Source organism: Rhizobium sp. P38BS-XIX (assembly GCF_012641435.1).
GTDB lineage: Bacteria > Pseudomonadota > Alphaproteobacteria > Rhizobiales > Rhizobiaceae > Rhizobium.
In genome coordinates, this window is sequence record NZ_JABAIJ010000016.1 from 61,520 (window position 1) to 73,240 (window position 11,721).

At 57.6% G+C, this 11,721-nt stretch carries 12 protein-coding genes; 7 read left to right on the top strand and 5 right to left on the bottom strand.

Features of this window, described 5'->3' with window-relative positions; genetic code table 11:
• Positions 1-16 precede the first annotated feature (16 nt).
• Both HGP17_RS31150 and HGP17_RS31155 read left to right on the top strand, forming a co-directional pair.
• Positions 17-391, top strand: a complete 375-nt coding sequence (locus HGP17_RS31150) for a DUF2147 domain-containing protein (protein WP_168815438.1) — start codon at positions 17-19, stop codon at positions 389-391.
• Positions 392-423: 32 nt separating this feature from the next.
• A complete protein-coding gene (locus HGP17_RS31155; protein WP_168815440.1) occupies positions 424-840 on the top strand; it encodes a DUF2177 family protein in 417 nt (138 codons plus the stop codon).
• Between the two features lie 53 nt (positions 841-893).
• Here HGP17_RS31155 and HGP17_RS31160 read toward each other — a convergent pair whose 3' ends face one another.
• Entirely contained in the window at positions 894-1,394 is a 501-nt protein-coding gene (locus HGP17_RS31160; protein WP_168815442.1) for a TspO/MBR family protein, read from the bottom strand.
• A 297-nt stretch (positions 1,395-1,691) separates the two neighbouring features.
• On the opposite strand from HGP17_RS31160, the gene HGP17_RS31165 reads away from it, so the two are divergent.
• Both HGP17_RS31165 and HGP17_RS31170 read left to right on the top strand, forming a co-directional pair.
• Positions 1,692-2,213: a sigma-70 family RNA polymerase sigma factor gene (locus tag HGP17_RS31165; RefSeq protein WP_348649013.1), complete on the top strand. Its 522-nt coding sequence runs from the start codon at positions 1,692-1,694 to the stop codon at positions 2,211-2,213.
• Positions 2,210-2,863, top strand: coding sequence for a ChrR family anti-sigma-E factor (locus tag HGP17_RS31170; RefSeq protein ID WP_168815446.1), 654 nt, complete (start codon positions 2,210-2,212; stop codon positions 2,861-2,863). The genes HGP17_RS31165 and HGP17_RS31170 overlap by 4 nt, the downstream gene beginning before the upstream one ends.
• 272 nt (positions 2,864-3,135) lie before the next feature.
• Here HGP17_RS31170 and HGP17_RS31175 read toward each other — a convergent pair whose 3' ends face one another.
• Together HGP17_RS31175 and HGP17_RS31180 are read right to left on the bottom strand one after the other, a co-directional pair.
• Positions 3,136-3,279 (bottom strand): DUF1127 domain-containing protein, encoded by a 144-nt coding sequence (locus HGP17_RS31175; RefSeq protein WP_168815448.1) that lies wholly within the window; start codon positions 3,277-3,279, stop codon positions 3,136-3,138.
• A 105-nt stretch (positions 3,280-3,384) separates the two neighbouring features.
• Positions 3,385-3,969, bottom strand: a complete 585-nt coding sequence (locus HGP17_RS31180; protein ID WP_168815450.1) for a YigZ family protein — start codon at positions 3,967-3,969, stop codon at positions 3,385-3,387.
• Positions 3,970-4,087: 118 nt separating this feature from the next.
• On the opposite strand from HGP17_RS31180, the gene HGP17_RS31185 reads away from it, so the two are divergent.
• From HGP17_RS31185 to HGP17_RS31195, 3 genes are all read left to right on the top strand, one after another.
• Complete coding sequence (locus HGP17_RS31185) at positions 4,088-4,609, top strand: hypothetical protein (protein WP_168815452.1); 522 nt, start codon at positions 4,088-4,090, stop codon at positions 4,607-4,609.
• Between the two features lie 257 nt (positions 4,610-4,866).
• Complete coding sequence (locus tag HGP17_RS31190; protein ID WP_168815453.1) at positions 4,867-5,841, top strand: magnesium transporter CorA family protein; 975 nt, start codon at positions 4,867-4,869, stop codon at positions 5,839-5,841.
• A 197-nt stretch (positions 5,842-6,038) separates the two neighbouring features.
• Positions 6,039-7,022 (top strand): SRPBCC family protein, encoded by a 984-nt coding sequence (locus HGP17_RS31195; RefSeq protein ID WP_205926212.1) that lies wholly within the window; start codon positions 6,039-6,041, stop codon positions 7,020-7,022.
• Positions 7,023-7,067: 45 nt separating this feature from the next.
• On the opposite strand, the gene glgX is transcribed toward HGP17_RS31195, so the two are convergent.
• Positions 7,068-9,146 carry a glycogen debranching protein GlgX gene (gene glgX, locus HGP17_RS31200; protein ID WP_168815455.1) on the bottom strand — a complete coding sequence of 693 codons (2,079 nt, stop codon included), beginning with the start codon at positions 9,144-9,146 and terminating at the stop codon, positions 7,068-7,070.
• A 72-nt stretch (positions 9,147-9,218) separates the two neighbouring features.
• Positions 9,219-11,705, bottom strand: coding sequence for a malto-oligosyltrehalose synthase (treY, locus tag HGP17_RS31205; protein WP_168815458.1), 2,487 nt, complete (start codon positions 11,703-11,705; stop codon positions 9,219-9,221).
• Between the last annotated feature and the right edge of the window lie 16 nt (positions 11,706-11,721).

Here is an 11,721-nt window from a genome sequence, read left to right on the forward strand (position 1 = left end):
GTGGGGAGGACTGAGCATGAGGTTGGTGACAGGAGCTCTCGCATGCCTGCTGATCGCAGCCCCGGTTGCAGTGCAGGCGGCGCCCGGCATAGAGGGTCAATGGGCGCGTGGAGACGGCAATGCCAAAGTCAGGATTGCAGCGTGCGGATCAGACATTTGTGCGATCAACACATGGATCAAGCCGGGTACGCCGAGTGAAAAGGCAGGTGACAAGCTGGTCATGACGATCAAGCCAGGCTCTGACGGTCACTACACAGGCAACGCATTCGATCCGCAGCGCGATCTGAACTATCGGATCACCGTGACGGTGAACGGTGATCACATGACGACCAAGGGCTGCATTGTCGCGGGCCTGATCTGCAAGGGTGTCGATTGGACACGTATCCACTGATTGGCGAAAAGCCAGCCGTCAAGGAGCCTCCGGTGAAAACCTATCTCGTCGCCTACCTTGCCACATTAATCGTTTTCGTTGCGATCGATTTCGTTTGGCTAAGCACCATGGCGGATCGGCTCTATCGGCCGATGATCGGCGATCTTCTGGCACCAGGTTTTCAATTGGCGCCAGCCATCGCCTTTTACCTGATATATGCGGCGGGGCTGACCTTCCTTGCGGTGCGTCCCGGGCTTTTGGCGGGCTCGTTCGGAACGGCGGCGCTCTATGGGGCTATTCTTGGCTTCACCGCCTATGCGACTTACGATCTTACCAATCAGTCGACTCTCAAGAATTGGCCGACCATCCTTACCATTGCGGATCTCGTATGGGGAACGCTCCTGTCGGCCATCGCGGCTGGAAGCAGCCAATGGATCGCCGAGCGCCTCGTCGGACCTGCGGGGAACTGAAAATCGACCACCCTCGACGGATTGGCGGGCAACACTGAGATCTCAATGGCAGCTCAACCGTTCAGCCGCCAGATTTCGAAATTCAATAACATGGCGAAAGCGACCCATGCCGCTAGCGGCACCAGGCAGTATGCAGCCTGCGCATCCAGCTTGCGAAAGGCATGGATGGTGGCAAGGATCAGAAGCCATTGCGGCACGATATCGATGAGACCGGCCATCGGATTGTTAAGGCCGAAAAACATCCACGACCACAGGGCATTCAGCGAAAGCTGAGCGTAAAATAGCAAAAGCGCCGTCGATCGCCCCGGCACGTCGGAAGAAAGTCTCCAGATCCGCCAACTGGAATAGGCCATCAATGCATAAAGCAAGGTCCACATTGGACCGAAGATCCAGTTCGGCGGGTTGAATCCCGGTTTGACGAGATGCGCATACCAGCCGGCGAGATTGGGAAAGGTTGCCCATTGACCGAGAAGCAATGCGATGATGACGGTAAAGATCGCCAGCGCCGCATAGATCCACGGGCTGCCTGGTTGCTTTTCGATATGAGATGACATCGCTTTCCTCGTTCGGATTTTGCGGCTCTGCGCCGGCATCAATAATCTGTCGGTAGATTCAGCCACTTGCTAAGATGGAGGCTTTCTTTCTAGTCTCGTAAACTCATACGAGACTCTTTTTGAATTGGATCACGGGATCCAACCGTTTCGGCGGGCCGTATAAGGGATATGAATGTTTCAGCGCTGCAAACAGACCGATCGAAAAGGTCGTCCTGCTCATCAAAGGCTGCCGAGAGGCAGCCGGTGACCGCGTTGTCGGGCCCCGACAGCCTCTCGTCGGACGAGGCCAATCAGCTTGTGCTGGCCATCGCCGCGAGGCAAGACAGGCACGCATTTGCTGCGTTGTTCGCCATGGCGGCGCCGAAGGTCAAGGCCTATATGATGCGGACTGGCTCTGCGCCCGAACTGGCGGAGGAGATCGCACAGGAAGCCATGTTGCTGGTGTGGCGCAAGGCGTCGTATTTTGATCCCGCCCGTGCCAGCGCAGCGACATGGATTTTCACCATCGCCCGAAATCTTCGGATCGATTTCCAGCGCAAGGTAAAATCCTCGCAGCTGCCCGGTGCCGATCCAAGCAGTTTTCAGGAGGAGGAGCGCACGCCAGAGGAGCTTCTCTTCGTCAGGGTGGACGAAGACAGGATACGGACTGCGATGCAGGCGCTCAGCCCCGAGCAGGAAACGATCCTGAGGTTGTCGTTTTTTCGCGATCGTCCGCATTCCGAGATCGCTCGAGAATTGGACCTGCCGCTTGGGACCGTGAAGTCACGAATAAGGCGAGCGCTGGTCAGGCTTAAAACTATGCTTGAAGAGACACTATGACTGCGAACCATCATCCCAGTGATCAAACACTTCTGCGGTACGCGGCCGGGACTTTGCCCGCGGGTCCGGCGCTCGTGGTGGCTACCCATATTGGCGGGTGTCCTGCCTGTCGAAGGAAGGTCGCGAATTTCGAGGCGATCGGCGGGGCTTTTCTTGCGCAGATCGAGCCGGAAGAGCTTTCAGACGGCGCCCTTGATCGCGTGCTGGAAAAGCTGGGGCCGATCGAAAGCAAGGCTACAGCCGGTGCGGTGCGATCGAGCCGGGCGTCGATCGACGGTATTGAACTGCCAAAAGCCTTGAGTGATTGCGGCATCGGACCGTGGCGTTCTGTCGGACCGGGCGTGAAGCTCAGCCGAATTACCGTGCCCTACGCGCCGGAAGCGAATGTCATTCTGCTCAAGGTCAAGGCGAACAAGCATATGCCCGCGCACGGGCATTCCGATCTGGAGGTAACTCAGGTCCTCACCGGTTCGTTTTCCGACGGCGGCAACCGCTATCTTCCAGGCGATTTCGTCGAAGGCGACGACGAGACGGACCACAGTCCGATCATCGGCAGCGAGGGCGAATGTATTTCGCTTGCCGCAATCGAAGGCCGAATTCAGTTCAAGGGATTTCTCGGCCGGCTGCTACAGCCGCTGGTCGGGATCTAAGCCGATCCCGGCTTTGTCGTGCGGATGGTTTTTGAGAGGACGAGCCTCTAACGGCCGGTCTCAGCCGACATGTACGCATCGAAGCTCTACACCACACATGCGGTGTGGTTTTGACGATCAGTTTTTGGGAAGGGTATTCGGTGCGCTAATGCCGCTCGAGACGAGCGGCTTGCGCCAGCTATATGTTTGCCTGAGACCAAGTAAACCACATCCGGACCAAACCGATCCAGTGATCGGTTTATCGTCCGAACATCGTGCATGCATGCAAATTATTAGCGGGACGTACCGAGGACCGCAGAACGGATACGCGAGCGGGAAAGACCAAGATCCTGCAGGGCGTGATCGTCAAGAGCGCCAAGTTCGCGGATTGCACGGCGGTTTTCAGCGTATTGCTTAAGCTTATCGAACATTCTCATTTTCATCTCCTTTGGTTGTGCACAGGAGATAATCACTTGGCCGGCTAAAATAAATGCATATGCCTGCACACGAGGCATGTTGCCATTGCAGGGCTGTTGCCGAATTTATGTCAATTTTATTATCGCCCTGCCGCTTGTCAGATCCGTGACCATGGTGCTGACGTGATCTGCCATTGAAATTGCCACAGTTGCGTCAAGAATGGCGCCGGACGCGGTGAAGCTTTCGGCGCTGATCTGCATGCCGGATTGCGCGGCAAGCCTTGCTTTCACAAGGGCGAGGTCTGAAAAATTCACGCTGATGGTCATACTGACGGTCGGAACGACTTCCTGCCTTTCTGCAGCCTGCAGGCAGATTGCCGCCGTACCGCCATAAGCTCGGATCAATCCGCCGCTGCCGAGCAGCGTGCCGCCAAACCATCGCGTTACGACCACGGCAACCCTGTCGAGTTCCAAGCCATCGATGGCCTGAAGGATCGGTTTGCCGGCTGTGCCGCTCGGCTCGCCGTCGTCGTTGAAGCGATAGCTCTGTCCGATGCGCCATGCCCAGCAATTGTGATTGGCGTCGGCAACCGAATGCTGCGTGATGAAGTCCTTGACGTCTTCGATCGTGGTGACAGGCGCAGCCGTAGCCAGAAAGCGGCTTCGCTTGATTTCCTGGGTAGCGGTGGTGATCGAAGCGATCGCAAACATGGCGCCTCTTGGCAAATTTCGGCAGCAGAAAAAAGCAGGTTAGCAGTTCGACAAGCCTCGTGTTAACGATGACAGCCGACGGTACTACACGCCAAACCGTCTTACGGAGAATAAGATTGTGACAAATTTTCTTGAAAAGTGGTCATCCAGGAAGGCCAACAAGCCCAAGGCCGGATCAAAGACCGTCATTGATACATTCCGCGCAAGGGTCGCGGAGCAAAAGGCATTTCTGGAAGAATACGAACGTGATACCGCCGGCTTCAGAAAATGGCGCTCGACCTGGTTCCAGCGTGTTCCCGGCGGCTTTGGTGTCACCATTGGCCGAGACTCGATCAACGCCGGCAACGGTTTGAATTATGTGGTCGTCGAGACGCTCAAGGATGTTGCCGAATTTCTGGATGATCTTGCGCATCACGCAGAAAACGACGCCAGCTTCCAGCACGCGCTCGAAGAAAACCGCAAGCGCCGCGCGACGCTGCTGACCGCTGCGAAGACCGGTAGCGCTCCTGCTGCTGCGAAAGCAGTGACTAAGCCCGCCGCTGCCAAGCCCGCTCGTGCGAAGGCAACCACGGCAGTTGCCGAAGGTGGCGAAAAGCCCAAAAGAAGCCGCAAGCCTAAGGCAGAAAACGCAGCCGAATAGCTCGAACGACGTCAAGCACTGGTTGACGCATGGAGAGGCCGGGGCACTGAAAAGATGCTCCGGCACTCAAAGTGCCTCGGTGTTCGGAGGGCATGCAGCGGCTTAGCAGATCGCGAAGGCAGGCAATCACGACAGCAAAATTGCCGCTTTATGGCGTTGCTCACAAAGCATGGTCGGCAGGACGAAAGCGTTTTGTCTTGCCTTGATAAAGACACTGGAAATTCGGCAGCAGGACCAATCAAAGGGTCGTCAAAACAATGTTGAATACCTTTCCCGCCCAAGGCAGCCATCAAGCAGACAAAGCGGATAAAAGCATCAAGGATGCCTTGTGGATAGATCTCCTCGATCCTTCCGATGAGGAGATTGCCAATGTCGAAAAACTGTTCGGAATTACGCTGCCGTCCTTGGGAGCCCTCAGTGAAATCGAGGCTTCCAGCCGGCTGAAGGCTGTCGACGATGTCCTCTATATGAGCACGCCATCGGCTGCCAAGCGCCCCGAAGGAGCGGAGGCGACGCCGCCCGTCGGCTTCGTGTTGTCGGCCGACCGGTTGGTGACCGTCCGCTTCATGTCGCTTCCGACATTCGACGCGGTCGCCGCCAAATTCGACGGGACCAAGGACGCCCCAAAATCGAGTCTCGAAGTCTTCGTTCTGCTTTGCGAGGAGATTGTCTCTCACGTCGCCGATATTCTCGAACATCTGGCGGCCGAACTGAATCGCCTGTCAAAGGATGCTTTCCGTGCCGAGGATCCGCGTGGGCGCCATCCTGCCCGGGCCAATCGGATCCTGCGTGGCCAGCTGCGCCAGCTCGGCCGACTTGGTGACCGGTTGTCGGAAATACGCGATGGTCTTTTGGGTCTCGCGCGCGTCCTTGCCTATTCCGAGCAGAATGCCTGCGATTGGCATGGCGGCGCATTGAAGCCCCGTGTCGGCAGCTTGCGTCAGGACCTGCATTCGCTATCCGAATATGACGAGCAACTCGCGAACAAGGTGCAGTTCGTCCTGGATGCGCTCGTCGGCCTGATCGGTATCGCCCAGAACGATGTCTTCAAGGTTTTGACGATCGTTTCCATCGTCGGCATCCCTCCGACCTTGATGGCTGGCGTTTACGGCATGAATTTCAAGAACATGCCGGAGTATGACTGGGTTTGGGGCTATCCATATGGTTGGGCCGTGATCATCATCAGCGCTCTCATCCCACTGGTCTGGTTCAAGGTAAAAGGCTGGTTCTAGCAACGAGTGAGATAATCGCGCTTGACCCGGCAGGGTTGAGGAAGTAGGCGCAATGGGTGCCTGCTTGCAGCGTCCAGCACGGGTGTGTCCAAGCAGATTTCGTTCCCCGTCATCAGACGTTCGATTGATCCCGCCCGATCGCCCGGCGACGGTCGATCAATGTCCTGACGTGTCTCGTATAGCAGGAAGTTAAAGCATTGCCCGATCAGAAACCGAAGATCCGCCCGTCCATCAAACAGCGCCTGATTTTCACCATTGCGGTTGCGGTGATCTATGCGCTTGTCCTCTACGTGATTGTCTGGATGCCCGCCGGATCGGCAATCCCGTTCATTTCGGGATTGATCCTGGTGCCGATGGCAATTGCAAGTGTCGCATCGGCGGCGATGGATCCTCTTGGACAAGATACTGTGTGGCGGCACATCAAGATTGGCTGGATCTGCATCACCGCTTTCATCGTGATCGCGGTGCTTGTATTCAGGGAAGCCGGTATCTGCGCCATCATGGCAGCGCCGATATTCTATCTTGGATCGGCGCTGGGATCGGCGATCTCAGGCCTATCGCTGCGCAAATGGCGATCGCGGTCGGTTTCGTCCTGTCTTGTCGTGCTCCCGCTGCTTGCCCTGCCTGCCGAGCCGTTCATGCCGGCACCCGTTCTTGATGAACAGGTGCAAAGCGTCGTCGTCATCGACGCGCCGCTCGAGACCGTCTGGAAGAATACCGTCGAGATACCGAAGATCGCGCCGCAGGAACTGATGTGGACGTTCAGTCATGGGGTTGTCGGCGTTCCACAGCCAATCGATGCCCGGCTTGAGGGAGCCGGCGTTGGCGCCGTGCGGTATTTGCGCTGGACACACGGCGTGACCTTCGAGGAGGTGGTGACCGATTGGCAGCCGGGCCGCCATCTGGCATGGACATTCCGGTTCGGCCCACAATCGATACCCGACGCGGTCGAGGGCCATATCAAGATCGACAGCAGCTATCTCAGGATCGCCAACGGTGACTACCGTCTGGATCCGTTACCGGATGGCAAGACACGTTTGAGCTTGACCACCCACTATGCGATCGCGACGCCGATCAATGTTTACTGCGCATGGTGGGGTTCGATCTTCCTCAGGGATTTTCACGGCACGGTGCTGAACGTCATCCAGAAGAGATCTGAGGCTGAAGCGCGGTCCAGCTGATCGCCACGGTTCAGCTCTCTTCGATAGGCTAGGTCTCCGTTGTCGTTAGACGGGCCGCAGCAGCGCCAGGCTCCTGCCTTCGAGCTCCAGACCCTGGTCCGACGGTGCTTCGATGCCCTGCACCTTCGGGTCTGCTGTTGTGAGTTCCACCATCCAGCGTTTGTCGTCAGGCAGACTGAAGCTGGTACCATCTTCTTGCGGGTTGAAGAGAAGCAACACGTCGTCCCAGCCTTCTTCGAAGGGCTGCTCGCGCGATAGGCGCAGGCCGATCGTCGTTGCCGTTTCGTCTTCCCATTGTTCCTCCGTATGCTCGCCGCCATTCGGGTTGAACCAGGACACAATGAGGCCATCGCGCCAGTTTTCGCGCCGCAGGATAGAATGATCCTGTCGTAGCGCGATCAGCCGGGTGGCGAAAGCGCGTAGGTCCTCCGCACTCCCATAGGTATCCTGCCAATGCAGCCAGCTCAGTTCGTTGTCCTGGCAATAGCCGTTATTGTTTCCCATCTGGCTGCGGCCAAATTCATCGCCGGCAAGCAGCATCGGCGTTCCGTGGGATAGAAACAGCGTCGCGAGGAAGTTCCGTCTTTGGCGATCGCGCGTGGTGTTGATGTCTTGGTCTTCGGTCGGACCTTCGGCACCGTAATTGTAACTGCGATTGTCGCTATGACCGTCCTTGTTGTCTTCGCCATTCGCCTCATTGTGTTTGTCGTTGTACGAAACGAGATCGTTCAGCGTGAAGCCATCATGGGCGGCGATGAAATTGACGCTCGACCATGGCCGGCGACCGCGCAGGTCGTAAACGTCGCCGGAGCCGAGGACACGCGCGGCGAAATCTCTCGTCGTGCCGGGATTGCCTCTCCAATAATCGCGGACTGTATCGCGATACTTATCGTTCCATTCCGCCCATCCCGGTGGAAAGCCGCCCACCTGGTAGCCGCCAGGGCCGATATCCCATGGTTCGCCGACGAGCTTCACTCTCGAAAGGACCGGGTCCTGGCCGACGGCATCGAAAAAGCCGCTGCGCTGATCGAAACCTTCCGGCTCTCGTCCGAGAATAGTGCCGAGATCGAAGCGGAAGCCATCGACGTGCATGTCTTCGGCCCAGTAGCGAAGTGAATCCGTGACCATCTGCAGCACGCGCGGATGCGAGGTATTGATGGTGTTGCCGGTGCCGGTGTCGTTGATGTAGTAGCGCGGCTGGTCCGGCAGGGTTCGGTAATAGGAGAAGTTGTCGATACCCTTGAAGGAAAGGGTCGGGCCAAGTTCGTTGCCTTCAGCCGTATGGTTATAGACCACGTCGAGGATCACCTCGATTCCGGCGTCGTGAAAGGCGCGCACCATGTCGCGGAAGCCGTTGAGGCCCTTTGGCCCGTAATAACGCGAGGCCGGGGCGAAGAAGGCGAGCGTGTTGTATCCCCAGTAGTTGTGCAAGCCCTTGTCGAGCAGATGGCTGTCATCGGGGAAAAAATGAATGGGAAGAAGCTCGATCGATGAAATGCCGAGGCTCTTGACGTAGTCGACGATCTCCTTCTGACCCAGTCCGTCGAACGTGCCGCGCAGGTTCTCGGGGATTGCTGGGTGGAGCATGGTCATGCCCTTGACGTGGGCTTCGTAGAAGATCGTCCGGGACCATGGAATGGACGGTTTCTTGTCAGTTTGCCGACCGGTCTCGTCGTTGAGATCGATGACGCGGCATTTCGGCATCTGACCGGCGCTGTCCGTCGTGTCGAACGAAAGATCCTTTTGCTCGTCATTCAGCGTGTAGGCGAAATGCGCCTGCGACCATTCCACGTTGCCCACCAGTTCACGCGCATATGGATCGATCAGCAGTTTGTGCGGATTGAAGCGGTGGCCCTTTTCCGGATCGAATGGGCCATGGACGCGATAGCCGTACAGCGCGCCGGGTTTCAGCCCCGGTACATAACCGTGCCAGATCTCGTTGGTGAATTCCGGCAGCTCGATCCGGTCGATCTCATGCTTGCCGCTTTCGTCGAAGAGGCAAAGTTCTACGCGCTCGGCGCAGGCACTGAAGAGTGCAAAATTGACGCCCTGTCCGTCGAAATTCGCGCCCAGGCGTGTAAAATCGCCCGGTTCGATTGCATGCCGCTGTCCATCCTGTGTCATGAAGTCCCTCGTAGTTGGCACACAGAAACACCGGGGCGATATTGTTTGTTCCGTCGATGGTGACAGATGCGGTTAGCCGCCGGCGACCAGCAAGGCGAGGGGATAATCAGCAAGCAAACGGGCGGCCGAAATATCGCCTGAAGCCGATGACGACCCCGTCAACAGATCATGCAAATGCCGGTCAATCTCCGCCGGTATCGAGATTGCCGTGGCGTCCCAGAAATCGGCTCTCATATCGCTCGCATCCACCAGTCGCGGGACCACGGTGATTGCTGCCTCTTCCCCAAGCACGCGCGCAAAAGCCACGAGATTGTCGGCTCGCCTTCCACTGACCTTGAGCGGCAGATAATCTCCCTTACGGAAAAGACTGGGATGCTCGTTACGATACCGAAGCGCCTTTTGGATAACTCGCTGCTTCAACAACGCGACTTCACGGTCTTTCCAGGCAAATTGGGGTGTCTCCGTCACATTGGAATGCCGATCTGCGATCGGCCTGCGGTTGTCCGGATCGACCATGCTGAAGTCGAGCCCTTCCGCGCCCTGATAAATGTCGGGAATCCCGGGCGCGGTAAGCTTGATCAGAAGCTGTGATAGGCTGATGAGATAGCCGGTCTCGGTGAACGGCCGCAAGGTCTGGACAAAATCCTTCTCGAAAGCCCGGTTGTCGGATGTCAGCAGAGCTTTTGCATAGCTCGCGACCGCGTCTTCATAAGCAGCGTTCTCATCCGCCCAATCCGTTCGCATTTTTGCTTCGCGAACTGCCTTGACGGCATAGGCGGCGAACCGCTCCATTAGCGCGCTCCGATCTTCACGTTCGATAGCGTCAGGCCAGATCCCGGCAAGTGTCTGATAGAGCATCCACTCGACATTGGGCTCCGGCGCAGGCCCATCGGGGAGATTTGTCCGCAGGCCGGCATTGAGGGAGCACCAGCGCGATACTCCGGCAATCCAGGCATCGGGCTGCTGCGAGAGGCCATAGAGACGTGCCCGTGCATCTTCGCCGCGTTTCGTATCGTGCGTCGACGTTGCCGAAAGCCCGCAGGGTTGATGTCGGAGGCGTTCCGCCATCTGCTCATGAAAGGCGGCGACGCCGCGCGCTGTCGCGACGGGCTCGCCACCGACTTCATTGACCGCAATCAGCCGGTTATACCGATAGAAATGCGTGTCCTCTATGGCCTTCGCCATCACCGGGCCACTCAGTTGCTGAAATCTGGTGCGGAACTCGATGGCTGTCTTGCTGACGATGTCACCGCGCAGAAGGCGATCGATCGTATCGAGCGCATCCGGCGGCGCTTTGGCACGGGCGTCGTTGATCGCCGTGCGGAGGACGGTCTCATCCACGCCCGATAGAGGGTCGTGATGGCCGTAGGTTCGATAGACCGGAAAAGCAATCAGCAGCTCTTGAAGTGCCGATAAAACATCCGCCTTTTGGATATCCGGATAAATTGAGCTGAAGAGACCAGCCAGTCGTGCGACCTCTCCTTCGAAGTTGCGCTCGACCATCGACTGCTTGGCCTTACGCAGACCGGCGGCATAATCGGCTTGGTCCGGAGCAACCCGTGCATATGCGTCGTCGATCTTGTCGAGGCCATCGGATGCGACGAACAGATCCGCCAATGCGGAAATGAATTCATACCCCGTAGTCCCGGATACCGGCCAATCCTGAGGCAGGACTTCGTCCGGGCCGAGGATCTTCTCGACAACGATGAAGGTATCGGCGCCAACCGCTTCGCGCAGTCTTTCAAGATAGGTTTTGGGATCTGCCAGGCCGTCGATGTGATCGATCCGTAAGCCTTGCACCTGGCCGGAACGAACAAGCTCGAAGGTCAATCGATGCGTCTCTTCAAAGACGCGCTCGTCTTCCATCCGCAGACCGACGAGGCCTGCAACCTCGAAGAAACGGCGATAGGTGAGATGCCGGGCGGCATCTTTCCAGTGGATCAAATGCCAGAGCTGAGCATCAAGCAGGCTTTTCATTCGGGTGATATCGGCGGAGAAAGCCTGCAATTGCCCCTGCTCGCCGCCGGTTTCATCCATGACATGCTGCGCGCTTTCCGCAGACAGCGGAAAACGGTTGTCGAAATAGGTCAGCAGCAAATCCTGGTCGTCGGGATCCATCGAAAGCTGAAGCTCACCTGCGGCCAGTACGTCCTCTAAGGGTTTGCCGAGCTGCGGCAAAGTGAGCTTCCGGCTCCAGTCGATGTCGAAATGATGGGCGTAGGGACTTTGCCTGCCGGAGCGCAGAACATCGCTCCACCATGCGTTTTCGGGGGAGGCGGCCATGTGGTTGGGCACGATATCGAGGATGAGGCCAAGTCCGGCTCGCTGTAGCTTCGCCGAAAACCTGTCGAAGCCCTTCCGTCCGCCGATTGCCGGATCGATCTCGTTCGCATTCGTCACGTCATAGCCGTGCGTCGATCCGTTCGTGGCCGTGAAGATCGGCGAGGCATAGACGTGGCTGATCCCGAGATTCTTGAGGGAGGGGATCATTTCGCTGGCTCTATCGAAGGTGGTCTCTCCGCGAAACTGCAGGCGATAGGTAGAGTTTGGAATGGTCATCGGCGTCCCCGCGCAT

Coding starts and splice junctions, on each gene's coding strand:
- treY (WP_168815458.1), bottom strand. CDS start 11,705: ATGACCATTCCAAACTCTACCTATCGCCTGCAGTTTCGCGGAGAGACC.
- glgX (WP_168815455.1), bottom strand. CDS start 9,146: ATGACACAGGATGGACAGCGGCATGCAATCGAACCGGGCGATTTTACA.
- HGP17_RS31160 (WP_168815442.1), bottom strand. CDS start 1,394: ATGTCATCTCATATCGAAAAGCAACCAGGCAGCCCGTGGATCTATGCG.
- HGP17_RS31150 (WP_168815438.1), top strand. CDS start 17: ATGAGGTTGGTGACAGGAGCTCTCGCATGCCTGCTGATCGCAGCCCCG.
- HGP17_RS31175 (WP_168815448.1), bottom strand. CDS start 3,279: ATGAGAATGTTCGATAAGCTTAAGCAATACGCTGAAAACCGCCGTGCA.
- HGP17_RS31180 (WP_168815450.1), bottom strand. CDS start 3,969: ATGTTTGCGATCGCTTCGATCACCACCGCTACCCAGGAAATCAAGCGA.
- HGP17_RS31190 (WP_168815453.1), top strand. CDS start 4,867: ATGTTGAATACCTTTCCCGCCCAAGGCAGCCATCAAGCAGACAAAGCG.
- HGP17_RS31170 (WP_168815446.1), top strand. CDS start 2,210: ATGACTGCGAACCATCATCCCAGTGATCAAACACTTCTGCGGTACGCG.